Annotated in this window: 25 protein-coding genes and 1 riboswitch; of the genes, 13 read left to right on the forward strand and 12 right to left on the reverse strand. The window is 71.1% G+C overall.

Annotation, left to right across the window (positions count from 1 at the left end; genetic code table 11):
* The first annotated feature begins 75 nt into the window (after positions 1-75).
* Positions 76-438 carry a winged helix-turn-helix transcriptional regulator gene (locus VA596_RS05875; protein WP_323324286.1) on the forward strand — a complete coding sequence of 121 codons (363 nt, stop codon included), beginning with the start codon at positions 76-78 and terminating at the stop codon, positions 436-438.
* On the opposite strand, the gene VA596_RS05880 is transcribed toward VA596_RS05875, so the two are convergent.
* From VA596_RS05880 to thiO, 4 genes are all read right to left on the reverse strand, one after another.
* Positions 435-866 carry a MarR family winged helix-turn-helix transcriptional regulator gene (locus VA596_RS05880; RefSeq protein ID WP_323324287.1) on the reverse strand — a complete coding sequence of 144 codons (432 nt, stop codon included), beginning with the start codon at positions 864-866 and terminating at the stop codon, positions 435-437. The genes VA596_RS05875 and VA596_RS05880 overlap by 4 nt on opposite strands.
* Positions 867-963: 97 nt before the next feature.
* Positions 964-1,722 carry a thiazole synthase gene (gene thiG, locus VA596_RS05885; RefSeq protein WP_323324288.1) on the reverse strand — a complete coding sequence of 253 codons (759 nt, stop codon included), beginning with the start codon at positions 1,720-1,722 and terminating at the stop codon, positions 964-966.
* Between the two features lies 1 nt (position 1,723).
* Positions 1,724-1,924, reverse strand: a complete 201-nt coding sequence (gene thiS, locus VA596_RS05890) for a sulfur carrier protein ThiS (RefSeq protein ID WP_323324289.1) — start codon at positions 1,922-1,924, stop codon at positions 1,724-1,726.
* The gene (gene thiO / locus VA596_RS05895; RefSeq protein WP_323324290.1) at positions 1,924-3,000 is read right to left on the reverse strand and encodes a glycine oxidase ThiO; all 1,077 of its coding nucleotides are present in this window, start codon (positions 2,998-3,000) and stop codon (positions 1,924-1,926) included. Before thiO ends, thiS begins: the two co-directional genes overlap by 1 nt.
* Positions 2,994-3,099: riboswitch (TPP riboswitch) on the reverse strand. (Overlaps the previous gene by 7 nt.)
* Positions 3,100-3,130: 31 nt before the next feature.
* On the opposite strand from thiO, the gene thiE reads away from it, so the two are divergent.
* From thiE to VA596_RS05910, 3 genes are all read left to right on the forward strand, one after another.
* A complete protein-coding gene (gene thiE / locus VA596_RS05900) occupies positions 3,131-3,790 on the forward strand; it encodes a thiamine phosphate synthase (RefSeq protein WP_323324291.1) in 660 nt (219 codons plus the stop codon).
* A 180-nt stretch (positions 3,791-3,970) separates the two neighbouring features.
* Positions 3,971-5,170: an OmpA family protein gene (locus VA596_RS05905; RefSeq protein ID WP_323324292.1), complete on the forward strand. Its 1,200-nt coding sequence runs from the start codon at positions 3,971-3,973 to the stop codon at positions 5,168-5,170.
* A 14-nt stretch (positions 5,171-5,184) separates the two neighbouring features.
* On the forward strand, positions 5,185-6,822 hold the full coding sequence (locus VA596_RS05910) for a hypothetical protein (RefSeq protein ID WP_323324293.1): 1,638 nt from the start codon (positions 5,185-5,187) through the stop codon (positions 6,820-6,822).
* A gap of 61 nt (positions 6,823-6,883) precedes the next feature.
* On the opposite strand, the gene VA596_RS05915 is transcribed toward VA596_RS05910, so the two are convergent.
* Entirely contained in the window at positions 6,884-7,609 is a 726-nt protein-coding gene (locus VA596_RS05915) for a hypothetical protein (RefSeq protein WP_323325673.1), read from the reverse strand.
* Positions 7,610-7,755: 146 nt separating this feature from the next.
* Between VA596_RS05915 and VA596_RS05920 the strand changes: the two genes are divergently transcribed.
* Positions 7,756-8,703, forward strand: coding sequence for a threonine ammonia-lyase (locus VA596_RS05920; RefSeq protein ID WP_323324294.1), 948 nt, complete (start codon positions 7,756-7,758; stop codon positions 8,701-8,703).
* Positions 8,704-8,728: 25 nt separating this feature from the next.
* Here the strand turns inward: VA596_RS05920 and VA596_RS05925 are convergent, their stop codons facing one another.
* Together VA596_RS05925 and VA596_RS05930 are read right to left on the reverse strand one after the other, a co-directional pair.
* Positions 8,729-10,279 (reverse strand): MFS transporter, encoded by a 1,551-nt coding sequence (locus tag VA596_RS05925; RefSeq protein ID WP_323324295.1) that lies wholly within the window; start codon positions 10,277-10,279, stop codon positions 8,729-8,731.
* A gap of 42 nt (positions 10,280-10,321) precedes the next feature.
* Positions 10,322-11,077 carry a GntR family transcriptional regulator gene (locus VA596_RS05930; protein WP_323324296.1) on the reverse strand — a complete coding sequence of 252 codons (756 nt, stop codon included), beginning with the start codon at positions 11,075-11,077 and terminating at the stop codon, positions 10,322-10,324.
* A 148-nt stretch (positions 11,078-11,225) separates the two neighbouring features.
* On the opposite strand from VA596_RS05930, the gene VA596_RS05935 reads away from it, so the two are divergent.
* On the forward strand, positions 11,226-12,272 hold the full coding sequence (locus VA596_RS05935; protein WP_323324297.1) for an SIS domain-containing protein: 1,047 nt from the start codon (positions 11,226-11,228) through the stop codon (positions 12,270-12,272).
* Entirely contained in the window at positions 12,269-13,234 is a 966-nt protein-coding gene (locus VA596_RS05940) for an N-acetylglucosamine kinase (RefSeq protein WP_323324298.1), read from the forward strand. Before VA596_RS05935 ends, VA596_RS05940 begins: the two co-directional genes overlap by 4 nt.
* 109 nt (positions 13,235-13,343) lie before the next feature.
* On the opposite strand, the gene VA596_RS05945 is transcribed toward VA596_RS05940, so the two are convergent.
* Positions 13,344-14,006 carry a DUF3159 domain-containing protein gene (locus VA596_RS05945; protein ID WP_323324299.1) on the reverse strand — a complete coding sequence of 221 codons (663 nt, stop codon included), beginning with the start codon at positions 14,004-14,006 and terminating at the stop codon, positions 13,344-13,346.
* A 279-nt stretch (positions 14,007-14,285) separates the two neighbouring features.
* Here VA596_RS05945 and VA596_RS05950 point away from each other — a divergent pair, with 279 nt between their 5' ends.
* From VA596_RS05950 to VA596_RS05975, 6 genes are all read left to right on the forward strand, one after another.
* Entirely contained in the window at positions 14,286-15,107 is an 822-nt protein-coding gene (locus VA596_RS05950) for an SGNH/GDSL hydrolase family protein (RefSeq protein WP_323324300.1), read from the forward strand.
* A 1,278-nt stretch (positions 15,108-16,385) separates the two neighbouring features.
* The gene (locus tag VA596_RS05955; RefSeq protein WP_323324301.1) at positions 16,386-17,123 is read left to right on the forward strand and encodes an OmpA family protein; all 738 of its coding nucleotides are present in this window, start codon (positions 16,386-16,388) and stop codon (positions 17,121-17,123) included.
* Positions 17,124-17,138: 15 nt separating this feature from the next.
* The gene (locus VA596_RS05960) at positions 17,139-17,537 is read left to right on the forward strand and encodes a hypothetical protein (RefSeq protein WP_323324302.1); all 399 of its coding nucleotides are present in this window, start codon (positions 17,139-17,141) and stop codon (positions 17,535-17,537) included.
* Between the two features lie 55 nt (positions 17,538-17,592).
* On the forward strand, positions 17,593-18,069 hold the full coding sequence (locus VA596_RS05965; RefSeq protein WP_323324303.1) for a DUF6932 family protein: 477 nt from the start codon (positions 17,593-17,595) through the stop codon (positions 18,067-18,069).
* Positions 18,066-18,950, forward strand: coding sequence for a hypothetical protein (locus VA596_RS05970; protein WP_247058625.1), 885 nt, complete (start codon positions 18,066-18,068; stop codon positions 18,948-18,950). Before VA596_RS05965 ends, VA596_RS05970 begins: the two co-directional genes overlap by 4 nt.
* Before the next feature lie 306 nt (positions 18,951-19,256).
* A complete protein-coding gene (locus VA596_RS05975) occupies positions 19,257-19,925 on the forward strand; it encodes a DUF4190 domain-containing protein (RefSeq protein WP_323324304.1) in 669 nt (222 codons plus the stop codon).
* Positions 19,926-20,226: 301 nt separating this feature from the next.
* On the opposite strand, the gene VA596_RS05980 is transcribed toward VA596_RS05975, so the two are convergent.
* The 4 genes from VA596_RS05980 to ectB all read right to left on the reverse strand — a co-directional run bounded on the left by VA596_RS05980 (position 20,227) and on the right by ectB (position 25,950).
* Positions 20,227-22,953: an AfsR/SARP family transcriptional regulator gene (locus VA596_RS05980; RefSeq protein WP_323324305.1), complete on the reverse strand. Its 2,727-nt coding sequence runs from the start codon at positions 22,951-22,953 to the stop codon at positions 20,227-20,229.
* Positions 22,954-23,359: 406 nt separating this feature from the next.
* The gene (gene thpD, locus VA596_RS05985; protein WP_323324306.1) at positions 23,360-24,262 is read right to left on the reverse strand and encodes an ectoine hydroxylase; all 903 of its coding nucleotides are present in this window, start codon (positions 24,260-24,262) and stop codon (positions 23,360-23,362) included.
* A gap of 30 nt (positions 24,263-24,292) precedes the next feature.
* Positions 24,293-24,685 (reverse strand): ectoine synthase, encoded by a 393-nt coding sequence (locus VA596_RS05990; RefSeq protein WP_323324307.1) that lies wholly within the window; start codon positions 24,683-24,685, stop codon positions 24,293-24,295.
* A gap of 11 nt (positions 24,686-24,696) precedes the next feature.
* Positions 24,697-25,950, reverse strand: coding sequence for a diaminobutyrate--2-oxoglutarate transaminase (gene ectB, locus VA596_RS05995; protein ID WP_323324308.1), 1,254 nt, complete (start codon positions 25,948-25,950; stop codon positions 24,697-24,699).
* Positions 25,951-25,958: the final 8 nt, after the last annotated feature.

Genomic DNA, 25,958 nt, shown 5'->3' on the forward strand with positions numbered 1-25,958 from the left:
GATGTCTTCGGTGATCAGGACGCTAGGAGCCGAGCTAACTTTTGGTAAGGACACACCTCCGGGTAAGCTCCCTACGTGACCGGAGGCGCGCAGATCACCCAGGGCGGGACCCAGCCGCGGTATGAGGTGTTTCACACCGCCTGCGCCGCGCGCGAGGTGGTCGACCACGTGACGAGCCGGTGGGGCATCTGGGTGCTGATCTCGTTGCAGAGCAACGACCTCAGGTTCTTCGAGCTGCGCGAGAGCATCGAAGGGATCAGCGAGAAGATGCTCGCCCAGTCCCTGCGCGCGCTGGTCAAGGACGGCCTGGTCTGGCGGCGCGTCGAGCCGACGACACCACCCCAGGTCACCTACGGGCTGACCGACTTCGGCCGGGACGTCGGCGAGCCGCTGGGCGAGCTCTTCGACCGGATCACCCGGCGGCTGCCGACCCCTTAGCGGTCTTCGTCGGCGATCAGGGCTTCGAGCGCCGGCAGCGCCGTCGTCAGCGCTTCGCGGTGCTCCGGCGACAGGCGATCCAGCCGCCGGTTCAGCTCCTGCACCCGCGTCGACCGGACGCCGGAGACGAGCCGCTCGCCCTCTTCGGTGGCCTTCGCCAGCCACGCCCGCCGGTCGACCGGGTCGGACTCTCGGCTGACGTACCCGGCCTCGACCAGGGACGCGATGATCCGCGACATGGTCGCCGCGGCGACGCCCTCCTTGGCGGCGAGATCCCCGAGCCGGAGCTGGCCGGCGTGCACCAGGGTCGCCAGCGCGGAGATCGCGCCGTGGCCGGGGCCCGGCACACCGGCCTGGCGCAGCGATCGGGACAGCCTGCCCACCGCGAGGTACAACCTGCCCGAGGTGTCCTGGACCGATGTGGTCACGGCTGGCTCCTTCTGCCTCACCCGTGCGCGGGTGCGCCGGAAAGTTCGGTCCACTTTACGGGTTCCCGGTGCGGGTTCGGTGTTAAGGCGCCGACGGTCAGCGCGGCGGGCTCGACGCCTGGGCCCAGAAGCGCTGCGGCACCCGCCCCGCGCCCCGCGCCAGCCGTCCGGCCACGACGGCCGAGCGCATCGCCGCGGCCATCCGCTCGGGGTCGCTGGCCCGGGTGACCGCGGTGGACAGCAGGACGGCGTCGCAGCCCAGCTCCATCGCCAGCGTGGCGTCCGACGCGGTGCCGATTCCGGCGTCGAGGATCACCGGCACGCCCGCCCGCGAAACGATCAGCTCGATGTTGTGCGGATTCCGGATCCCGAGGCCGGTGCCGATCGGCGCGCCCAGCGGCATCACGGCGGCGCAGCCGGCCTCCTCCAGGCGCAGCGCGAGCACCGGGTCGTCGTTCGTGTAGACGAACACGGTGAAGCCGTCGGCGGCCAGCTGCTCGGCCGCGTCGAGGGTTTCGACGGGGTCCGGGAGCAGCGTCCGGTCGTCCGCGTGCACCTCGAGCTTGATGAGATCGGTATCAAGCGCCTCGCGCGCCAAGCGCGCGGTGAGCACCGCTTCGGCGGCCGTGCGGCAGCCCGCGGTGTTCGGCAGCAGCTCGATCCCGAGCCTCTTCAGGAGTTCGAGGACGCCGGAGCCACCCTCGGCGTCGGCGCGTCGCATCGCGACGGTGGTCAGCTCGGTGCCGGACGCGACCAGCGCGCGTTCGAGCACAGCGAGGTTCGCCGCGCCGCCGGTGCCGATGATCAGCCGTGACGACAGCTTGCACGTGCCGATGACCAGCGGTTCTTCGTCCACTTCAGCCTCCTTGGACGGCGGTGAGCACGTCGAACACCGCGCCCTTGGGCACGGCGGTGGTGGCCCAGTCGCCCCGGCGGACGACGACGCCGTCGACCGCGACGGCGATGCCGGGCCGCTGCCCGCCGGCGGCGTCGAGGACGTCGGCGACGGTCGCGTCGTCCGGGAACTCCGTCCACCGGCCGTTGAGCTTGATCTCCATCACACGTGCTCCTTCTGGGACAGGCGGGCGGGCGAAGCCGCTTCGACGCCTTCGGGCGGCTTCTCCCCCTCGAGCCAGGCGACCACGGCGTCCGCGGTCACCGGGGCCAGCAGCAGGCCGTTGCGGTGGTGCCCGGTCGCGGCGTAGACGCCGTCGTCCAGGACACCGAGGTACGGCAGCGCGTCCCGGCTGCCGGCGCGCAGGCCCGCGGCCGTCTCGGCCAGCTCGTACTCGGTGATCGCCGGGAAGACGCGCTCGGCGCCCTCGATCAGCTCACGGACGCCGCGCGCGGTGACGGCCCGGTCGAAGCCCGCTTCGTACTGCGTCGCGCCGAGGACGAGTTCCTGGTCGCCGCGCGGGACGAGGTAGATCGGCCGGCCTTCGACCACGGCGCGAACGGTGCGCGCGGGCGGCGGCAGGCAGCCGCGGCGGGGTTTGAGGCGGAGGATCTCGCCCTTGAGCGGGCGGACGGCGTCGGCGAGCTGCGGGTGCAGCCGTCCGGTCCAGGCGCCGGCGGCGAGCACGACGGCGTCGGCGTCCGGGATGGTTTCGACGCGTTCGCGGACGAACCGGACCTGGTGGTTGAGGCAAGCCGCGTACAGCGCGTTGAGCAGTTTCCGGTTGTCCACGGCCAGGTCGCCGGGCACGTGGAGTCCACTTCGGACGGATCCGACGCCGGGTTCGAGCCGCTTGGCCTCGCGCCCGGTCAGGCGTTCGGCCGCGCGGCCGAGGGAGTGCAGGTAGCCGGCGAGGATGTCGAGGTGACCGGCGTCGGCGCTGTCGAAGGCGACGACCAGCGTCCCGTGCTCGGCGAGACCGGGGTCGACGCCTTCCTGGATAAGGTCGCGCGCGAAGCCGGGCCAGCGTCGCAGGGATTCTTCGCCAAGGGCGAGGACGGCTTCTTCCCCGGGCCAAGCCTCGGTGACCGGGGCGAGCATGCCGCCGGCCAGCCAGGACGCGCCGCCACGGACGGGTTCGGGGTCGTAAACGGTGACCGCGTGGCCTCGCGTGGCCGCGCGCCACGCCGCGGACAGGCCGATCACGCCGGCACCGACCACGGCCAAGGTGTTCGTCATGGGATCACGCTCCCTGCGCCGGCATGACCCGGATCAGGTTCCACGGTCGGAGCGGCAGCTCCCTCTCAGCCCGTGCCTCGGGCTCCCGTGCGGACCCGTTCACCCTAGCTCGCCAGGTACGGTCGCCGCTATGCCCGCCCTCTCCGGTGACAAGATCCGCGCCCGGCTCGACGCCGCGCGCCTGTACCTGTGCACGGACGCCCGAACCGCCCGCGGCGACCTGGCGTCGTTCGCCGACGCGGCCCTGTCCGGCGGCGTCGACATCATCCAGCTGCGCGACAAAACGGGCGCGCTGGAAGCCAAGGGCGAGATCGCGGCCTTGGAGGTGCTGGCGGAAGCCTGCGCCCGCCACGGAGCACTGCTCTCGGTGAACGACCGCGCGGACGTCGCCCTAGCGGTGGGGGCGGACGTCCTGCACCTGGGCCAGGACGACATCCCGGTCCCCCTGGCCCGCCAAATCCTCGGCGACGACGTGGTGATCGGCCGTTCGACGCACTCGGCCGCCCAGGCGTCGGCCGCGGCTTCCGAGCCGGGAGTGGACTACTTCTGCACGGGCCCCTGCTGGCCGACCCCGACCAAGCCGGGGCGTTCGGCACCGGGGCTGGACCTGGTCCGTTCGGTGGCTTCCGACGCGCCGCCCCGGCCTTGGTTCGCCATCGGCGGCATCGACGTCCCCCGGCTGCCGGAGGTCCTGGCGGCGGGAGCGTCCCGGATCGTGGTGGTCCGGGCGATCACGGAGGCGGAGGATCCCGCTGCGGCGGCGCGAGAACTGCGGTCCCACCTCACCTGAGAGAACTGGTTCGGTCGAACTCGCGCATTTGTTACGGCCGAAATCAGATCTTCATCCCACCCGCGTCGGGTTTACCTGATCGGGCCATTTGCAGAAAGCACGGAGTAACGGTGTTCGGCCGAACACCGACCTCCGTGCGGAACCCCGAAGCAACGGCAATAGGGGCCGCACGGAGGATTCGTGAAGAACTACGACTACGAGACACCCACCCCGCCGAAGCGCTCGATCTCCAAGGGCACTCGCATCATGGCGATCTTCGCCGGCGCCGTGGTGCTTTTCGTCGCGATCGTGGTCGTGCTGAACCAGATCGGGGACCCGGTCAGGAACACGGATCTGGTGTGGCTGGCGGAAAAGACCACCCATTCCCCCGGAACCCTGCCGCGTGCCTTGCGCGATCGCCTCCGGCAGGCCGGTAAGGACGGAGGCGCCCTGCTCACCGCCTATGCCGTCGGCGAGCAGGCGGTGAACGTCGCGAGCGACATCGGCCTGGACCTCGACCGCGGAAACGGAAAGGTCGACGACAGCCGGCAGCAGGCGTCCAATGTCGACAAGATCCTCAAGGACGTCGCCGGTCGCATGGGAAAAGCCGCGGTCAGCCCGACGGGATTCTCCTTGTACGCCGCGTTGCACGCCGCCGCGGACGAAGCCGCGCGGACCGGGCAAGCCGAGGTCTGGCTGACGAGCACGGTGCTGACCGGCTCCCTCGATCCGTTCACGATCTCGTCGTTGAGCGCCGGCGCGGATCCCGAGCAAGCCGTTGACGAAGTGCTGAAGACTCCACTGAAAGATCTGGATCTGCAGGGCGTCGACCTGCACATCGTCTTTTTGACCCCGGTCGGCGCGGAACAGCGGCCGCTCGATCCGAGATCCGAATCCTGGCGCGAGAAGTTCACCACGACTCTCGCCGACGACCTCGGCGCGCAAATCGCCGACCCGATCCACGACAACGGAACGACCGGTGCCTGGCCGAATGCCTCGACGGTCCCCCCGATCATTCCGTTCACGCCACCACAGCCACCCGCCAAAACGGACGATCCCCGAATCGACGAGGCGGCGTTCGCCCCCGACAGCGCGGACTTGATCGACCGCCCGGCGGCTACCGCGGTGGCCGCGCAAGCCGCCGAGCAGTACCGGAGCAAGCACGGGAAGTCCCGGATCAGCGTCACCGGCTACTGCGCCCGCTACGGCGACCCCGGCGGCGCGCGCGACACCTCGGCGAAGCGCGCCAACGCCGTCGCGCAGCTGCTTCGCGACCAGGGAATCCCGGCCGGCGACATCTCGGCGTCCGGCGTGGGGTTCGACGAACTCGCCACCCCTGGCCAGGACGCCACATCGCCGGCGCAGCGAGTGGTTGTCATCAAGCTCGTCGCCCGCTCTTGAGAAACGGAGAATTCGTGACCGACACGCCCGACGTGCCGCTGGCGGCCTACCCCGGCCTGCCGAAGGGCTCATTTCGCGTAACCGACCTGCCGAGGCCGGCCGCCATGGCCCTCGGCTCGACCGACGAGGGCGTCTGGACGGCGGCCGCCGCCACCTACCTCAGTGTGATCGACCCGGCGACCGGCAAGCCCGACCACGACCGGCCGCTGGCGGACACCGCGGCCGGCACGATCCAGAACGCCGCCGCGACCTGCCACGCGCAGGCGCTGGAGTACTCGGCTCCGACCGACGACCGTGCGGCCGAACAGGACCTCGAGGCCGCCAAGCACCTCGCCGAAGCCGTCGACACGATCGAACACGCCAGCGGGATCCTGAACGACCCCATCACCGGCCCGGACGGCGAGAAGATCGACGGACGGCGGATCCAGGTCATCCATCACCAGGACGAGCAGCTGGCCCGTCAACGCAGTGCCGAAGGCGACTCGCGGCACACCCAGCGCAGCTGGGAAAAAGCGTGGCGGATCCTGGCCTCGACCCTGCTGGGCGTGATGGACGCGATCCTCCTGTGGAAGCCGCTGCTGAACCTGTCTTTCACCACTGGCTCGGACAACGCGCTCCGCTGGGCGATCGGGCTCGGCATGGTGAGCCTGCAGGTGCTGGCCATCGAATGGGCGGCGCGCACGTTCGTCAGCGCCGAGAGGCTGAGCGTCGACCGCCGCGGTGCCGCGGCGGACTACAACCGCCCGTTCCGGCACGGCCGGTCGGGCCCGGAACGCCCGGCGCCGACCACCGACGAGATCGCCGAAGCCGACCAGCAGTACTCGCACGCCTACTACGGGCTGGTCGGGGTGGCCGCGGCCGTCGCGATGATCGGCGGCGTCCGGGTCGCCTGGCTCGCCCGGCAGGCGGATCTGCCGGTCTACGAGGCCGTCCTGTTCGGCATCGTGATCGGCCTGATCCTCGGCTGCGTCGTCGTCCAGATGGCCCGGCTGTACTGCCGGGGGAACCTGCTCGGTGACCGGCTGGAGATCGAGCGGACGGTGATCGACGAGATCACCGGTCGCATCAAGCGGGCCCAGGGCCGGGTGGCCGCCGAACGAGAGGCCGCGCACAGCGCCCTCGTCGCCGCGGACAAGCTGACGAACCACGCCGAGACACTCCGGCAGCGCACCTTCGCCGACTCGCTGCGGGCCGTCGAACTGGCCTGGACCTGGTTCGGCCTGCCCCCGGGCGATCTCGACCGCGAGGAGTTCAGGCGCCGGGCGCTGCCCGAGGTCGAAGACACCGGGGCCCGGCGGGTCGACCTCCGTTCGCGGCTCGACCTCGTCAACACCTGGCTCGCGAACCGCGAGTCGATCTTCACGTCGCCTGTTTCGCCGGGCGGAGGCCCAGCGCTCGCCGAGTTGACCGCCGGCGAGGGTGATCGTGGCAGCGCCCTGCCGGTCTTCCAGGAGAAGGACAAGCTGATCATCGTGGGTCCCACGCCGGTGGAGATCCCCGATCGGCCCAAGCCCCCGCACCGGCTGATGCTGATCGGCGCGGCCCTCACGGCGGTCGTGACCCTCGCCACGGCTTGGCTGGCCCCGGTCGCGGACAGCGGCTCGGAGGAAACCGCCCAGGGCCTCGTCACAACCTGGTCTTACTCGGCCTGAGCCGAAGCCGTGAGGAGCACCTTCAGGGCTTATAGGTCCCTGAAGGTGCTCCCCACGACTGTTACGGGGTCGGGGTGGAGGCTGCGCCCTGGCTGGTTGGGGGTGCAGCCGACGTGGTCGGCTTCTGCGACGTCGTGCTCGGCGTTGTCGGGGTCGTCGTCGGTGCGTCCGATGACGTCGTCGGCGGGGTGGACGTCGAGGTCGAGGTCGGTGTCGGTGACGTGTCCGTCGGTGAGTTCTGTGTGTCGTCCGTCGACGTCGACGGGGTGGTTGCCGGGGTCTTGTCCGGTTGGCCCGAGCCGCTGCCGAAGATCTTGCCTATGCCTGCGCCCGTGCCGCCGGCCACCCTGCCTCCGGTGGCCGCGTCCACGCTGACCATCGCCAGGATCGCCACCGCGAACGCCACCACGCTGGTGCCGATGATCAGCGGCCAGCGCAGCTTCCGCAGGCGACCCGGCTCTTCCTCGCCGGGCTTCGGCAGCTGCACCGTCGGTTGTTCGGCCAAGGCCACCTCGGGGCCGCCGCGGCGGCGGATCCCCGACGTCGCCAGCTGGCGGGCCTTCAGCGCCGCCGCGCGCGTGCGCTGCAGCGAGCGCAGGTACACCTCGCCGCCGACCGTGGTGATCACGCTCGCCACACCCGCGCCGACCACGGTGCCCGCCACGCCGAGGGTCGACCCCAGCAGCGCCGCCGTCACCGCCGCCAGCGCCGCGGCCATCACCTGCGCGATGCGCAGTCCTGACTTTGCTTCCTTCGCTTCGGAAGTCGCTGCGTTCTCCTTGCTCATGATCCCGATCCGGTAGTAAGTCTTCTCCCCTGTCCAACGTGTAAGGCGCGCGGGAAACTCCCCGCGTTGCCACGGCGTGAGGAGCGCCACGTTGACTGTCTACTGTGGACAGTGTAAATCGAACAGTTTCTTGACATACTCGGCACATGGAACTGGTGACGATCTCTGACATCGAGGCCGCCGCGAAGCGCGTCGAAGGTGTCGCCGTGCGCACGCCGCTGCTGCTCCAAACGTGGGATCCCCGGAAGTCCTTGTGGCTCAAACCCGAGAGCCTGCAACCGATCGGCGCGTTCAAGGTGCGCGGCGCGTTCAACGCGATCGGCACCCTGGACGACGAGGCGCGCGCCCGCGGCGTCATCGCCTACTCGAGTGGCAACCACGCGCAGGCCGTCGCGTACGCGGCGCAGCGGTTCGGCGTGCCCGCGGTGATCGTCGTGCCGGACATCGCGCCGCGGATCAAGGTCGAGGCCACCCGCTCCTACGGCGCCGAGGTGATCGAGGTGCCGATCGGCGAGCACGAGGCCAAAGCGCACGAACTGGCCGCCGAACGCGGGCTGACCCTCGTCCCGCCCTTCGACGACGCGGCGATCATCGCCGGGCAGGGCACCGCGGGCCTGGAGATCGCCGAGGACCTGCCGGACGTCGAGGTCGTGCTGGTACCGGTGAGCGGCGGCGGGCTGGCCTCCGGCGTCGGCACCGCGATCAAGGCTCGCTGCCCGCGGGCGAAGGTCATCGGCGTCGAGCCCGCGCTGGCCGGCGACACGGCCGAGGGGCTGCGGCTGGGCCGTCAGGTCGACTGGCCGATGGCCGACCGCGCCCGCACCATCGCCGACGGCCTGCGCGCGCAGCCGTCCGAGCTGACCTTCGCGCACCTCACGGAGGTCGTCGACGCCATGGTGACGGTCACCGAGGACGAGATCCGTGACGCCGTCCGCACGCTGGCGCAAAAGGCTCGCCTGGTGGCCGAGCCCAGCGGCGCGGTGACCACGGCGGCCTACCTGCACCACGCCGGCGAGCTGCCCGCGGGACGCACGGTCGCGATCGTCTCCGGCGGCAACGTCGACCCGGCGCTGTTCGCGGAGATCCTGGCCTGACCCCGCGCTCGCCCAGAGCGGCCGGTCAGTCCCCGGCGGCGGGAGCGGGGGTCCCCCGGCGCACGTGCGTCGGCGGGCCCTCGACCCCGCAGTGGAAGCACTCGCCCAGGTGGGGCGACTCGTCGGCCACCGGCGGCGAAGAAGGCGAAGCAAGCGAAGGGGACGAAGGAGGCGCCAGGACGCCGTTGTGGATGCCCAGCGCGATCAGCCCGCCCGCGACGGCCAGGACCGCGCAGATGATCAACGCCGTCCGCCAGCCCGCCGTCAGCGCCACCGGGTCGGCGTACGCCTCGCCGGTCAGCCCGGCCGCGGCGGGCAGCACCGCCACCGCCAGCAGGCCGCCGGAGCGGGCGATCGCGTTGTTGACGCCGGAGGCGACACCCGCGTAGCGGTCCGGGGCCGCGGCGAGCACCGTCGCGGTCACCGGGGCCACGACCGTCGCCAGCCCGAGCCCGAACACCACGACCGCGGGCAGCACGGCCCCGAGGTAGGACGCGCCGGGGGCGATGCGCAGCATCAGCAGCATCCCGATGCCGACCACGATCGGGCCGACCACCAGCTGCGTCCGCGGGCCGATGCGTTGCGCGAGCGCACCCGACCGGCCCGACAGCAGGAGCATGATCACCGTGAGCGGCAGCCCGGCCAGGCCGGCCGCGGTCGGCGAGTAGCCGAGCGACACCTGCAGCTGCATGACCAGCAGCATCATCACGCCGCCGAGCGCGGCGTACATGGCGAAGGTCAGCGCGTTGGACAGGGTGAACGTCCGGTCGCGGAACAGCGACGGCGGCACCAGCGGTTCGCGCGAGCGGTGCTGGACGAAGACGAACGCAGCGAGCCCGACGACCCCCAGCACGCCCGCGACCAGCACGATCGGGTCGCCGATGCCGCGCCCGGGTGCCTCCACCAGCGCGCCGGTGATCCCGGCGAGGCCGAGCGCACCGAGCGCGGCGGCCCCGAAGTCCGGGTGCCCGGTCGCCTGCTCGTCGCGTGACTCCGGGACGAACTTCCGGGCCATGAGGACGACGGCGACCGCGATCGGCACGTTGATCAGGAACGCCAGCCGCCACGACCACACCTGGACCAGGACGCCGCCGAGCAGCGGCCCGGCGGCGGCCGCGATGCCGCCGAGGCCGGACCAGGCGCCGATCGCGCGGGCGCGCGCGTCGTGCGCGAAGGAGGACTGGAGGATCGCCAGCGAGCCCGGGGTCAGGAGCGCGCCGCCGACGCCCTGCAGGATGCGCGTCGCGACGAGCATCTCCGTCGACGTCGCCGCGGCGCACAGGCCCGACGCGACGCCGAACCAGACGACGCCGATGAGGTACATGCGGCGCCGGCCGTACCGGTCGCCGAGCGAGCCGGCGACCAGGATCAGCGCGGCGAGCGCCAGCATGTAGCCGTCGAGGATCCACTGGAGCCCGGCGACGGACGCGCCCAGCTCGGTGCCGATGCGGGGCAGGGCGACGTTGACGATCGTGCCGTCGAGCATCGCCATGCCGGAGCCGAGGATGGTCGTCGCGAGCACGCCGCGCGCGGCGTGCGTCCCCCACCGGATCCCGGTGTCTTCGGTGGCTGTCACCAGCACACTCCACCTTGCCCGGCGACCGCCGTCAACCGAGGGCTACGGCATCAGCGTCGTGACGAACTTGTAGCGGTCCCCCCGGTAGATCGCGCGGGCGAACTCCACCGGCTTGCCGTCGGTGGCGAACGAGTGCCGCGTCAGCATCAGCACCGGCATGCCGACGTCCGCCCCGAGCATCTCCGCCTCCTGCGGCCCGGCGAGCGACGTCTCGATCGTCTCCTCCGCGCGTTCCAGTTCGACGCCGTAGTGCTCGCGCAGAACGGCGTACAACGACCCGCCCGCCGAGACGTGCTTGCGCAGCCCGCGGAAACGGCCGAGCGGCAGGTGCGTCGTCTCGAGCGCCATCGGCTGGGAATCCGCCAGTCGAAGCCGTCGAAGGCGAAGAATTTTCGCGCCCGTCCGGATTCCGAGCAGTTTCGCCAGATCGCCCTCGACCGGAAGCTCTTCGACTTCCAGGAGCTTGGACGACGGCTTCAGGCCCTGCTTGCGCATGTCCTCGGTGTAGGAGGACAGCTGCAGCCGCTGCGCGAGCTTCGGCTCGGCCGCGAAGGTGCCTTTTCCCTGTACACGGTGCAGGCGGCCCTCGGCGGTCAGGTCGGCCAGCGCCTGGCGCACGGTGGTGCGGGAGACCGTGAACTCCCCGGCGAGCGCGCGTTCCGTCGGGATCGGCGATCCGGGCGGAAGCACGTCGAGCAGGTCGAGGAGGTGCTGTTTCAGTGCCCAGTACTTGGGCTCGCGCTGCCCGCGCATCCCGGCGACGGCGCCCGCCTCGCCCGTGGTGGTGGTCTCCAACATGCCCGACTCCCTATGTCTTCCCTCATAACACGCCACGTCCCCGTAAGAAACGTACCCTTTTCCCCAAACCCGCCGCCCCACTAACATTGGTCTAGACCTGACCGACGCCGCCTGAGTCCGGTACATAATGCCGGAGGTGGAGAGGAAAATGATGACCGAACAACGGCCCGGCGAGCACATGGCCGCGGAGATCGCCCAGCAGCCGGACGTCCTGGCGGGACTGGTCGAGCGTCAGGCGGAAATCGCCGGGGTGGCGGAAAAGATCTCACAACGCCCCCCGCGCTTCGCTTTGCTCGCCGCGCGTGGATCGAGTGACCACGCAGCGTTGTATGCGAAGTACCTGATCGAGGTACTGCTCGGCCTTCCGGCTGGTCTTGTCTCGCCGTCCACGGCGACCCTGTACGGCGCACGGCCCGATCTGCGGGACGTGCTGTTCGTCACGGTCAGCCAGAGCGGTGGTTCACCTGACCTGATCGAGGTGACCGAAACGGCCCGGCGCCAGGGCGCGCTGACGGTGTCCGTCACCAACACGCCCGACTCGCCGCTGCGCGCGGCGTCGGAGCTCGGTGTCGACATCGGCGCCGGTCTCGAGAAGGCCGTCGCCGCGACCAAGACGTACTCGGCCACGCTGATGGCGCTGTACCTGCTCATCGACGCGGTGCGCGGCGGCAAGGCGGCCGACGCCGAGAAGATCGGCGAGCTGGCGCAGCAGACCCTCGACGGCGCCGCCGAAGGCGTCCAGAACGCGGTCGACCGGTACCGCTTCGTGGACCGCGTCCTGACCACGGGCCGCGGTTACTCGTACGCGTCCGCGCTCGAAGGTTCGCTGAAGCTCGCGGAGACCAGCTACCTGGCCGCCCGCGCGTACAGCGGCGCGGACCTGCTGCACGGCCCGGTCGCGGCGGTGGACGGCGAGACCGCCGTGCTCGCGATGACCAGCAAGGGACACGGCGGCCAGGCGATGCACGAGGTCCTCGAGGCCGTCGGCAAGCGCGGCGCGGACGTCCTCGCCGTCGGCTCGGCCGCCTCGGAGGTGCCGGCGGCGCTGCGCATCGACGTCGCGCCGACGGTCGAGGAGCTGGCGCCGATCCTGGAGATCCTGCCGATCCAGCGGATCGCGCTCGGCCTGTCGCTCGCCCGCGGCGGCGACCCGGACAGCCCGCGCGGCCTGCTGAAGGTGACCAAGACCCGGTGAGTTCCGCCATCGGCGTCGACGCCGGCGGCACGTCGACCAGGGCCGCACTGGTCGACGCCGCCGGCGTCGTGCTCGGCACCGGGCGCGGCGGCGGCGCCAACCCCAACGCCCACACGCCCGAGGTCGCGGCGGGCCGGATCGCCGACGCGATCACCGCGGCCCTCGGCGCGCACGACCCCGGCGCCGTGCGCGCGTGCGTCGTCGGCATGGCCGGGGTCAGCAAGCTGAGCGACCCGGCGGTGGCCGCGGTCTTCGAAAGCACGTGGGCGCGGCTCGGGCTCACCACGGTCCGGGTCGTGGCGGACGCCGAAGTGGCATACGCGTCGGCGACCTCGGCGCCGGACGGGACGGTGCTCGTCGCCGGCACCGGCTCGATCGCGGGCCGGATCCGGAAGCGGCGGCTCGCCGGCACCGCGGGCGGTTACGGCTGGCTGCTCGGTGACGAAGGGTCGGCGTTCTGGCTCGGCCGCGAAGCCGTCCGTTCCACTTTGGAGGCACTCGGGCGCGGCCTGTCTCTCGACGGCCTCCCGGCGGCGGTGCTCACCGCCGCGCTCGGACCGTCCGGAGTGGACGTCCGGACCGACGCGGAGCGCCTCGCCGCGTCGCGGGCGCTCATCACGAACGCCAACGCCGAAGCGCCGGTCCGGCTGGCGCGGTTCGCCCCGTTGGTGAGCGCGGCGTACGACGCCGGCGAGCCCGCGGCGGCCGGGATCGTGGCCCGCGCGGCCGAACTCCTCGTCGCGAACGCCCTCGCCGCGCGCGAACCCGGCGAGTCGACCCCCGTCGTCCTCGTGGGCTCGGTTTTGACGGGCACCAGCCCGGTCGGCGCGCTCGTGCGGCGCGGGCTGGCCGGTCTCGAGGTGCTGACCAGCTCCGATGGCGTGCTCGGCGCCGCTTGGCTGGCCGCGGTGGACGCTTTCGGCGAAGGGGTGGTTAGACCAGTATTCCCGGGGATCCCCTGAGAAATTGAGCAAAACGTCGTGTGAAACCGCCAAAACGTCGACTGAACCCGGGTAGTCCGGGTAACGTGGGCACCGGCCCCCGGACCCTCCCCCCTCGCCGGGGGCCGCCTTATGTCCCGGGTACGTCGTCCGCCCGGGTTTCGGGGGCCAGGCGCAGCCCGGGATGCTCCGGAGGCAACGCGCGGTAGAGCACCCAGCCACTGACCGCCACGGTCAGCGCGACGAGCGGCCACGACAGCACCGTGCGGGCCACGCCGAGCGCGATCACCTGGCCGGACCACCACAGCAGGCCGTAGACGACCACGCGCAGGACGTACTGGCCGAACACCCACACCCAGCTGGCCCTCGAGTACGCCTTGAGCAGCACCGGGTCGCGGCGCCAGCGCGTCTTCTGGCCGAGCACCAGCCCGACCACGACGCCGAGCAGCGGCCAGCGGATCACGATGCTGGCCGCCCAGAGCAGGGCGCTGGCCACATTGGACATCAACTGCAGCAGGAAGAAGTCCTGGGCGCGGCCGGTGTGCAGGGCGATCAGCGCGGCCGCGACGACGGCGGCGAGGCTGACCACCAGCGCGCGGATCTTCCCGCCGCGGGCGAACCGGAAGATGCCGAGCGCGACGGCGACCGCGATGGCGGCGCCGGCACCCCAGGCGATGGACTGACCGGCCGCGAGCCAGCCCACGACGAAGGCGACCGGCGGGATGCTGGCGTCGAGCGCGCCCCGGCGGCCGCCGAGGATCTGCGCGAGCGACTCACGGGGTTGTTCGGACACGTGTCCAGCCTGCCGGATCACGGCCGCGACGCCCCGATGGGGGAGATCTTCGCCACATCGGGTGCCGGATTTACCTCCGAGTGTGCTGTTTCACGGCATGCCGAAGGTGAAGACTGCGTAATACAGAAGCGCAGAAGGCCGACAAGATAAGACACTGTTACCGCTGGCTGAACCCACGGTGGCGGTGGGCGCATCGTGGGGGTGCACGCCGATTCGTTAGTTGTGGTGTACAACTATATGTCGGGGTGTGTCGGCCGCAGGACGGGAAGGGGACCCAACGTGTACGGATTCGACAGCTATGTGGCGATCGGTGACAGCTTCACCGAGGGACTCAACGACGCGTTGCCGGACGGTTCGTTCCGGGGCTGGGCCGATCGGCTCGCCGAGATCCTGGCGGCCGGGCGGTCCGACTTCCGGTACGCGAACCTCTCCCTGCGGGGCAAGATGCTCGACGAGATCATGGACGAGCAGCTGCCGATCGCCCTGGAGCTGAAGCCCGGCCTGGTGACGCTCTGCGCCGGCGGCAACGACATCATCGTCCCGGGCGCCGACGTCGAGGCGGTCGTCGAGCGGTTCGAAGAGGGCGTCGCGAAGCTGCGCGAGGCCGGGATCCCGGTGCTGATCTTCAACGGCCCCGACACCAAGGTGCTGTCCGTGATGTCGGTGCTGCGCGGCAAGGTGGCGATCTACAACACGCACCTGTGGGCCATCGCGGAGCGCTACGGAGCACGCATGGTCGACCTCTGGACGATGGGCCCCCTCCACGACCGCCGAGCCTGGAGCGACGACCGCCTCCACTTCTCCCCGGAAGCCCACCGCCGCATCGCCCTGAAGTCGGCGGAGGTCCTGGGCATCCCGGTGGAAGGCGACTGGCGCGAGCCTTGGCCGTCCGAGGACACCCCGAGCCGCTGGATCGACTCGCGCCGATCGGACCTGGCGTGGACGAAGGTGCACCTGCTGCCGTGGATCCGCCGCCAGCTGCGCGGGGAGTCCATGGGTGACGGGCTGTCGCCGAAGCGGCCGCAGCTTTCGCCGCTGGTGCCGCTCGAGGTGCTGGAGGTCGCGGAGAACACGCAGCAACAGCGGCAGCAGGCGAGCTGAGGTTCTTGTTGTCCGGCTGCGGGCTTCCTGGCCCGCGGCTCCTTGGCTGCGGGTTTCTGGCCTCGGCTTCCTGACTCGCGGCTCCTTGGCAGCGGGCTTTCCGACCTCGGCTTCCTGACTCGCGGCTCCTTGGCAGCGGGCCTTCCGGCCCCGGCTTTTTGGCCCGGGCCCTTGGCTCACGGCTTCCTGGCTCGCGGCGCCTTGGCCCGCGGCTCCTTGGCTCGCCGCTTCCTGGCCCCGGCTTCTTGGCCCGCCGCTCTTTGGTTGCGGGCTTCCTGACTCGCGGCTTCCTAGACCGCGGCTCCTTAGCTCACGGCTCCTTGGTTGCAAGCTTGCCTCCACATCCGGCTGCGGGCTTCCTGGCCCCGGCTTCCTGACTCGCGGGTTCTCGGCCTCCGGCTCCTTAGCTCACGGCTCCCTGGTTGCGAGCTTGCCTCCACATCCGGCTGCGGGCTTCCTGGCTCCGGCTTCCTGACTCGCGGGTTCTCGGCCTCCGGCTCCTTAGCTCACGGCTCCTTGGTTGCGAGCTTGCCTCCGCATCTGGCTGCGGGCTTCCTGGCCCCGGCTTCCTGACTCGCGGGTTCCCGACTCGCGACCCTCGCCTACAGCTCCTTGGCTCGAGGCTCCCTGACTCGCGGTTCTTCGGTTACGGGCTCGGCTCGACATCCGGCTGGGGGCTTCTTGACTCGCGGCTCGTTGGCTGCGAGCTTCTTCGCTCGCCGCTCCTCGACTGTGCGCTTCTTCGCTCGCGGCTTTCGTCGCTTGCGGCCTTCTTGGTGTGGGCTCGACTCGGACCACCGCGCCGCACGCCGCCTCGCACGCGTCAAGTCCACCGAGCCGCACGTCAAAGCCGCCGAGCAAAACTTCAAGGCTGCCGAGCCACCTGACTACCGAGGGCCCGCCAGGAACCCCGAGCAGCAGCTCGACCCTGCGCCCTGCCGGACACCCGATCCTGGGCTCGAGAGCCACGAAACTCACCCGAACCGCGAACACCGGCCGCCGAAGACCCACCCCACCTGCGAATACCTGGCCTGGTGCCCGGCTCGGCTTCGGAGACCAGCAGAAACTGCGAACACCGGCCCCTGGTGACCCAACAGACATACCCCGCCACTCCCAAGGGGGGCCGCCCGTCTCCAGCGTAGCGGGTGGATCCGACGGAAAGTGGTCAACCGATCACCGCGCCGTCAGTTGTCCACAAGTCGACTCGGCTGGGGACAACTTGTGGACCGATGCCTCTCCCGGGTCGCCAACCTGCGTGACCCGGCTTACAGTCGCTTCATGTCCGGTGGGCGTGGCTGGATCCGGCTGATTCCGATCGCGGTGCTGGTCACGGCACTGCTGGCGGGGGTCGTGACCTGGGCGCAGTCCGGGAGCATCCAGCGGAACCTCACCGCCGACGCCCAAGCCGCGCTCGCCGCCGCGGGGCTGCCGTCGGGCCAAATCAGTTTCGACGGGCGGGATGCCACCCTCAGCGGTTTCCCGCCCGACAAGGCACTGCGCGCCCTCGAAGTCGTTCAGAACGTCGATGGTGTGCGGGCCGCGCAGGTCTCCGGTGACGTCATCCCCGTGGCCCCCAGTCCGAGCCCCAGTCCCAGCCCGACAACGACACCGACCACCTCGAGCCCGCCGCCGCCGACCACCACCACGGCCGCGCCGCCGCCCACCGACAAGGCCGGCGTTCAGGCCGAGATCGATCGGATGCTTGCCGAGGCGCCCATCACCTTCGTGCCGGACACCGCTCGGCTCACCCCGGAAGGCGAACAGGCCGCGCGGGACGTCGGGATCGCGCTCGCCAAGTCGCCCGCCGCCTTCCGGTACCGCGTCACCGGGCACGTCGCGCGTGGGCCCGGTGGCGAGGGCGCCGCGCTGAAGCTCTCCCGGGACCGCGCCAGGGCCGTTGCGCGGATCCTCACGTCCAACGGGCTGACGGCCGGCCGCGTGACCTCGCGCGGGCTGGGCGACACCCGTCCCGCGACCGGCGGCGAGGACCGGCGCGTCGAAATCACCGTCGTCTGAAGGGAGTGAGTGAGCATGGTGTGGCTGTTCGGGCAGATCTGGCTGTGGCTGATCGTCGCCTTCGCCCTCGGCGCGCTCTCCGCGTGGCTGGTCCTCCGGACGACGCAGACGACACGGACGGCGCAACGCCCCCACGAAGAACCAGAACCCGCATACGAGCCTGAGCCCTACTACGACGAGGCCGAGCAGACCCAGTTCATCCCCGCCACGGCCTTCCAGCCGACGGAGGAGTCCCGCTACGACGACGACACCCCCGAGCCCGCCGGCCACCGCGAAGGGCACCTCCCGCTGCCGCCGCAGCGTGGGCCGGAGTCCGAGGACTGGCCCGCCGAGGAGGAACCGGCCTGGCCCCGGGCGGACGACCTGCCCGACGCGTGGCCGCAGGCCCCGCACCAGCCTGGGCGCGGTGGCTGACACCCATCCTGGTAAATTCGGCTACGCACTGTGAGCGAGGCTGAGGAGGGGTGGCGTGGCGCTCCCCCATTGGACGCCCCAGCAGGTTCTGCCGCCGGGCCGCCACGCCTGCGACCTCGCCGACGTCTACGAGCGCCTGGTCTTCGACGCCCCGCACCAGAACGACCGCGAGATCCTGTTCAGCGCCCTCAACAGCTACCTCGGCGTCGCCCGCCGGATCATGCCGTCCGGGCGCGCGTGGATCGGCGGTGAGCTCGTCACCCGCACCGCGCACCCGCCGCGCGGCCTCGACGTCGTCCTCATCCCGGACGAATGGGGCGCGCTGAAGCGGCTCGACGACGAAGGCCGCTCGGCGCTCTACGGCTTGCTCACCCTGCGCGGCGTGATCGTCGGGCAGCCCGCGATGTACCTCGACCAGGTCCAGCCGGTCGGCGGCATGCTCGACGGCTTCCTCTGCCGCCCCGGCGACGAGGACACCTGGGCCGAGGTCTGGGCCGAAGGCGGCAAGGGCTACCCGGAGATGATCTGGTGAGGAACGAGTTCCGGCGCATCGCCGACGAGATCCCCGGCGGCACCTGGCTGGACGACCTGGCGCGCGCGTCGGCGATGGCGGCGAACGCCAAGTTCGAGCGCACGTCCCGCTCGCCGCTGCTGCACGTCTCGGTGATCGGCGAGCAGCACATCGACGCCTACACCTTCTCCGACATCAGCCGGGCCCTGCAGGACGCGACGGCGAAGATCGGGCACATCATCCGGAACCCGTCGGGCGAGGTCACCATCGTCCAGCAGGCCGACCGGGACAAGGCGCCGCTGATCCAGCGCGGCCAGGCGGGCAACGCGATCTTCTTCGGCTTCCCCGAGCTCGACGTCGCCGACGACGCGCTGATCGTGGACGGCATCGAAACGCTGTCCGAGCGGGCCGTGAAGGAGCTGTGCGACTTCCTGCCGGCCAACGGCTCGGACGACGGCGCGCTCGACGCCGTGCTGCTGCAGCGCGACACCGTCCGCAACGCCGTCAGCGACATCGTCAACGCCGTCGCGAAGAACGCCGGCATCGGGATGGCGCTGACGCCGACCGCGGGCGAGCAGGTCACCCGCAGCATGACCACCGAGCAGGCGCGGATCCTGCAGGGCAGCCTCCGGGAGTCGCGGGAGGCCGTCGGCTACGAGACGGTGCGCGGGCGGCTCGACGGTGTGCGCACCCGGCGCCGGATCTTCTACCTCGACCGCGAGTCGGGCGGCACCATCCAGGGCGCGGTGGCCGAGGACCTGCTGGACGAGATCAAGGAGAACCTCGACCACCCGGTGACGGCGCGGCTGCGGGTCGTGCGGACCACCACGATCGACGGCCGGCGCGGCCGTCCGGTGTTCGAGCTCCTCGAGATCACTCCCGAAGTGAGCCTTTTCGACTGAGACGTCCGAAATACCGTATTCGCGTTCCGTGCACGACCCGACACTCGTCGTAGGCCTCTCGGCGGTGCCGGGATGACCGTACGGTATTTACGATACCGGCCGTGAAGTCGCGATAGTCGGCATCGGACAGTGGGATCTCCGATATTCATCGCATTGATCACCGGGTCACACCCTGCGCGCGTGGTCAGGAAATACCGATACCTGGCGCGGAACGGTGGGACAATGACTTTTTCCAGAATGTAACAATTTCGTTCTGGCGGACTCTTATGGGTTAACGTCGTCGCACTCGCACCCGAAGGGGCAGGCATGATGACCGACCCGCAGTACCCGCCGACCACCGCGCGCCACGGCAGCAGGCCGGCCCCGCCGGTGACGGCCACGGAGCGTCGTCAAGCGAACGCGAAACCGGCGCGGAACATCCCGGCGATCGTCGGCCTGCTGCTCGGGACGGCCGCCCTGATCGTCGCTTTTGTCCCGGACATCGAGTTCGTCGCGTGGCCCCTCGGCGGGATCGGGCTGGTCCTGGGCGTCGTCGGGCTGGTCCAGGTCAAGAAGGGCACCGCAGGCGACCGCGGGCTGGCGATCACCGCCACCGCCGTCTCGGTCGTGGCACTGCTCACGACCGCCGGGATGCTGCTCTACTCGACGTTCCTGGGCGGCGGCGCCTCCGGCCTGCACATGCCCGCGGCGGGCGGGGACAAGCACACCGTGACCTTCGAAGTGACTTCGGCCGGCGGCGCGACCGTGCGCTACGGCAGCCTCAGCGACCAGCGCACGGAAAACGCGCCCGCGAGCACCGACGCCTGGCACGGCCAGGCTTCCTACAACAGCGGTTCCTATTTGCTGACGCTCACCGCGGACACCCGCAATTCGCAAACCTACAACGATATCGCCTGCTCCATTTCCGTCGACGGCAAGAAGGTCGCGGAGAACAGCGGGACGACGATCGCGCTCTGCACGGCGAGCGTGGGCTGAGCCTGGCGACCGGCCGGCCTACCCCCATCTCGGCCGGCCGGCCCGCCACGAGCCGCTCCCGGCGGCTCCGCCCCGGCCGGGGTTTCCCCCGTGGGGCCTGGCGCCGGCGTCACAGCCTGCCCCTCCCCTAGGGCTACGCCGGCACCGCCGAACCTACGCGGACGGCGGAGGCGGGCACTAAGAATCCACTAAGGATCGTCCGGCTCGACGCCGGCCGTGACCCATTCGCAACAAGGGGCTTTCCCCACGAATGTGGCTCTCCGCCGCTGACCTGTCGAAACGCGGCGGAAGCGGTTATTCGTCACGGCAGTTCGGCGAGTTCGCCGCGCACTTCCCCGACGAGCTTCGGGTGCACCCGCTCGTAAATGCGGACGGACATCGCGAGCTGTTCCCGCGCGCCGTCGACGTCGCCTTTCGCCCGCAAAACGCGCCCGAGGGTCAGCCGCAACGCGCCTTCGCGCGCGACGCACTCGCGGCCGACGGCGAGGTCGATCGCCTCCCGGGCGTAGCGCTCGGCCGCGAGCTGGTCACCGGCCAGGAGGCTCAGCTCGGCCAGGGTGCCGAGCGAGCCGGCGACCCGGTCGTCGTCGCCCAGCTCGCGGTCGACCCGCAGGGCGGCGAGCTGGTGGCCGAGCGCGTCGGAGAACCGGCCCGCCCGCTTCTCCGCCTCCGCGCAGCTGCTGAGCGCCTGCCCGAGCAGCACGGGGTCGCCCCCGGACTCCGCGACGGCTTCGCGCAGCCGCTCGACGGCCCGCCCGTGGTCACCGAGCCGGCTCAGCGCGCGGCCGAGCTGCAGGTCGGCCGCCGTGACGAGCCGGTGGTCTTCCAGTCCGGCGGCCAGCTCCCGCGCCCGCTCGGCGTCGGCGAGACCGGCCCCCGGCAGCTCGAAGGTGAGCGCGATCTCGGTGCGCGTGAGCCGCAGCCAGCACTGCCCGGCGACGTCGCCCGCGGCCTCCGCGGCGGCGACGCCGAGGTCGGCCATCCGCGTCCACTCGTCGAGCAGCGGGCACGCGACGCGGTAGGTGTGGCCGAGCAAGGCCAGCTGCCAGACGTCGTCGTGGCGGCCCGCGGCGTACGCGGCGTCGAGCACCGCCAGCAGGTTCGGCCACTCGGCCGCGAACCACGCCTGTGCCTCGGCGAAGCCCGGCAGCGGCGGCAGCTCGTCGTCGGTGAGCACACGGGAGAAGTCGAGCCGGTCGGCGACCCGGGCGAGCCGGCGCCGCGCCCGGTCGGCCACCGCCTGGTAGTAGCGGATCGTCCAGCCGAGGGTCGCTTCGCGTTCCTTCTCGTCGAGCCCCTGCTCGGCCAGCTCGCGCAGGTAGAGCCAGACGAGGTCGTGCGGGACGAAGGCGTCGCGGGCGGTCTCTTCGATGAGGTTGTGCGCGGCCAGCGCGCGCAGGCGACGGCGGGCCTCGGCCACCGGGATCTGCGCGACGGCGGCCATCAGGTGCGGCCCGACCATCACCCCGGGCACCCCGCCCAGCTGCAGGAACGTCTCGGCGATCTCGTCCGGCAGGCCGCGGAAGGAGACGTCGAACGCCGCGCGCACGCCGTCGTCGGCGCCGTCGACCTGCAGCCCGGCCAGCCGCGTGCGCTCGTTGCCGAGCTCGTCGACGAGCTCCTCCGCGGTGCGCTGCGGGCTCGCCGACAACCGGGCACCGGCGATCCGCAGCGCGAGCGGGAGGTAGCCGCACAGCCGCGCGAGCGTGTGGTTGTGGCCCGCCGGGCCGGCCAGCTCCTCGATCAGCCGGACGGCGTCGTCGGGGGCGAGCGTGCCGAGCACGCGCTGCTTGGCCACGTTCGACACGGCGAGCCCGTCGAGGCGCGACCGGCTGGTCACCACCGTCATCGTGCGCGCGCTCGGCGGCAGCAGCGGGCGCACCTGCTCGGCGGTGCGGGCGTCGTCGAGCAGCACGAGCATCCGGCGCCCGGCGATCAGCGACCGGTACAGCGCGACACGTTCGTGCAGCAGCTCCGGGATCTTCGCGGTTTCGACGCCCAGGCCGAGCAGGAACTGCGTGAGCAGCTCGGCCGGCTCCAGCGGCGGGTGGTGCGGGTCGAAGCCGCGCAGCGAGGCGAACAGGACGCCGTCCGGGAACCGGGACGCCACGCGGTGGGCCCACCAGACGACCAGTGTGCTCTTGCCGACCCCGGCGGTGCCGGTGACCACGGCGATCGTGGTCTCACCGGCTTCGGCGCGGGTGACCAGCGCGTCGAGCCAGGCCAGCTCGTCGGTGCGCCCGGCGAGGCTCGGCACCGCGGCGGGCAGCTGGGAGATCGCCTTCGCGTGCTCTTCGACCGGCGCGGCGAGGTCGTCGTGGAGGATCCGTTCGTGGAGCCAGCGGAGCTCGGCACCGGGTTCGACACCCAGGGTGGCGACGGTGGCGCGGGAGACGGTCCGGTACAGCTCGAGCGCGTCCCCGCGGCGCCCGGCGTGGTACAGCGCCCGCATCAGCTGGCCCGCGGTGCGCTCCTCCAGGGGATCGGCGATCGGGCTGAGCTCGACGATCAGCTCGGCGTGCCGCCCGAGGTTCAGGTCCGCGTCGACGCGGGCGCCGTGCACGGCCCGGCGCAGCTCCGCCAGCTCGGGCGCCCGGACGGACTCGGGCACCCCGCCCAGCACCGGCCCCTGCCACAGCGCGAGCGCCTCGCCCAGCAGCGCGGCCGCGGTCTCGGGGCCGGCCACGGACGCGCGCTCCAGCAGCGCCCGCGCCCGGTGGACGTCGATCCGGCCGGGCTCGACCACCAGCCGGTACCCCGGTGGTGTGGTCAGGATGGTCGCGTCACCCCGGAGTTCGCGCAGCACCCGGCGCAGGTGGGACACGTTGCCGTGGACGATGGTCCGGGCGGTCGCGGGCGGGTCGTGGCCCCACAGCGCGTCGATGATGTCGTCGAGCGCGACGACCTTGCCGGGCTGCAGGGCGAGGAGCGCGACCAGGCCGCGGACACCGGGACCGCCGATGGGGACGGGGACGTCGTCGGCGAAGAGCTGGACGGGCCCGAGCAGCTGGAAGCGGATTTCGGCCATGCTCGCGCCCACCTCCCCGGGGTTCACGGTGAACCTACCGTGATCGCCAGCTGACGAATACCACCCGGTCGTGAACGTCGCAGGCCTTTCACCAGGAAGTTCGCCGCTCTGCGGATTCCGCAGCGGGGGCGCGCCACCCGTGCGACTTCCCGCGGACATGACACGACCCCGCACCATCGGTCCCGATCCGCTGGTGCGGGGTCGTGCGTGAAACTCCGGCCGGGCCGCCAGGGGGCGCGGTCCGCCCGCCGTCGCCGAGAGCGACCGGGCGGGGTGGGCTCACCCCGAGCGAAGCACCCGCCGGTCGTCCGCGAAGACGTCTATCGCGTGGGCCACACGCCCGCGCGGTGGCGACACGGTAACAAAGCGCACCGGATCAGTCACCGGCGGGTTGCGGCCTCGCCGATCAGCGCGAGATCGGTGTCGTGTCGCGCCCGGCGATGAAGGACGGGCGCGGCGCGCTCGCGGCGTACGGCTCGTTCAGGGCGTTCTCCACGCTGTTGAACACCAGGAAGATGTTCGAGCGCGGGTACGGGGTGATGTTGTTCCCCGAGCCGTGCATGATGTTCGAGTCGAACCACAGGGCCGACCCGGCCTGCCCGGTGAACTGGTCGATGCCGTGCTCGGCCGCCATCTTCGTGATGTCGTCCTCGCTCGGCACGCCCACCCGCTGGTCCTTGAGGGAGCTCTTGTAGTTGCCCTCCGGCGTCTCGCCGGCGCACTGGACGAACGTCCGGTGCGAGCCCGGCATGATCATCAGGCCGCCGTTGAACGGGTAGTTGTCCGTCAGCGCGATGGAGCAGCTGACCGCGCGCGGGGACGGCATGCCGTCCTCCGCGTGCCAGGTTTCGAAGTCCGAGTGCCAGTAGAACCCGGTGCCCTTGAACCCGGGCATGTAGTTCACCCGGCTCTGGTGGACGTAGACGTCGGAGCCGAGCAGCTGACGCGCCCGGTCCAGCACGCGCGGATCGTGCACCAGCTCCGAAATCAGGTCCGAGAGCACGTGGACGTCGAAGATCGACCGGACCTCGCCGGTCCGCTCTTCGGTGATCACGCGCTCGTCCGCGGCCAGCTCGCGGTCCGAGGACAGCCGCACCAGCTCCTGCCAGTACGCCTGGACCTCCCCGACCGACAGCATGTCGCCGACCACGGTGTACCCGTTGGTCTCGTGGTTCGCGAGGGTCGCGGCGTCGATCGGACCGTCGGCCTCCGTGCCCCACACGGTGGGGTGCACCCGCGGAAGGTGTTCCGGCTTACCGGTGATCCGGGTCGGGTAACCATCGCCGACCCGGGTGTCCGTCAACGTCACGAGCTTCGCCTCCTGCTTGTCTTCCGGCTTTTACGATTCCTCGGTGATGAGCGGATAGACACCGTTTTCGTCGTGGACCTCGCGGCCGGTCACCGGGGGGTTGAACACGCACACGCACTTGATCTCGGTCCGCGGCCGGACCTGGTGCTTGTCGTGGTCGTTGAGCAGGTACAGCGTGCCGGGCTTGAGCTCGTACACCTTGCCGGTGGCGAGGTCCTCGACCTCACCCTCGCCCGAGGTGATGAACACGGCCTCGATGTGGTTCGCGTACCAGAAGTCGTTGACGGTCCCGGCGTAGAGCGTGGTCTCGTGCACCGAGAAGCCGACACCCTCCTTCGCCAGGATGATGCGCTTGCTGCGCCAGTTCTCGGTCTTGATGTCGGCGTCGGTGTCGGTCACCTCGTCGAGCGTGCGAACGAGCACGTCGTTCTCCCTTACTTGCTCAGGACGGCCTTGACGGACTCGTCGATGATGGACAGACCCTGCGTCAGCTCGTCGTCGGTCAGGGTCAGGGGCGGCAGCAGCTTCATGACCTCGCCGTCCGGACCGGACGTCTCCATGAGCAGGCCGCGGGCGAAGGCCTCGGCGCACACGCGCCCGGCCAGGTCGCCGTTTTCGAACCCGAGGCCGCGCGCCAGGCCGCGGCCCTTCGCGACCAGGTTCGCCTCGGGGTAGGCCTCGACCAGCCCGGAGAACGCGCTGGCGATGCGCTCGCCCTTGGCCTTGGTCGACTTCTCGAGCTCGTCGTCGCTCCAGTAGACGTTGATCGCCTCGGTGGCGGTGACGAACGCCGGGCTGATGCCGCGGAAGGTGCCGTTGTGCTCACCCGGCTCCCAGACGTCGAGCTTCGGCTTGATCAGCGTCAGCGCCATCGGCAGGCCGTAGCCGCCGATCGACTTCGACAGGCAGACGATGTCCGGCGAGATCCCGGCGTCCTCGAAGCTGAAGAACGGGCCGGTGCGGCCGCAGCCCATCTGGACGTCGTCGAGGATCAGCAGGATGTTGTGGCGCTTGCAGAGGTCGTCGAGACCCTTCAGCCACTCCAGGCGCGCGGCGTTGATGCCGCCCTCGCCCTGGACGCCTTCGACGATCACCGCGGCCGGCTCGTTGAGCCCGCTGCCGGAGTCCTCGAGGAGCTTCTCGAAGTAGAGGAAGTCCGGCATGGCGCCGTCGAAGTAGGCGTCGTACGGCATCGGCGTGGCGTGCACCAGCGGGATGCCCGCGGCGCCGCGCTTCATCGAGTTGCCGGTGACCGACAGCGCGCCGAGCGTCATGCCGTGGAAGGCGTTGGTGAAGTTGATGACCGACTCCTTGCCGGTCACCTTCCGCGCGAGCTTCAGCGCGGCCTCGACGGCGTTCGCGCCACCCGGGCCCGGGAACACGACCTTGTAGTTCATGTTCCGCGGGTCGAGGATCTTGTCGCGGAAGGTCTGCAGGAAGTCGCGCTTGGCCACGGTGTACATGTCCAGCGCGTGGATGACGCCGTCACGCTGGATGTAGTCCACCAGGGCCTGCTTGAGCGCCGGGTTGTTGTGCCCGTAGTTGAGCGCCCCCGCGCCGGCGAAGAAGTCGAGGTAGCCCTTGCCGCTTTCGTCGTACAGCCAGCTGCCCTGCGCGCGGTCGAACACGACCGGCCAGCCGCGGCTGTAACTGCGTACTTCCGACTCGAGCTCTTCGAAGATGCTCATGACGTTTC

It is taken from the genome of Amycolatopsis heterodermiae (genome assembly GCF_034929455.1).
In the GTDB taxonomy this organism is placed as follows: domain Bacteria; phylum Actinomycetota; class Actinomycetes; order Mycobacteriales; family Pseudonocardiaceae; genus Amycolatopsis; species Amycolatopsis heterodermiae.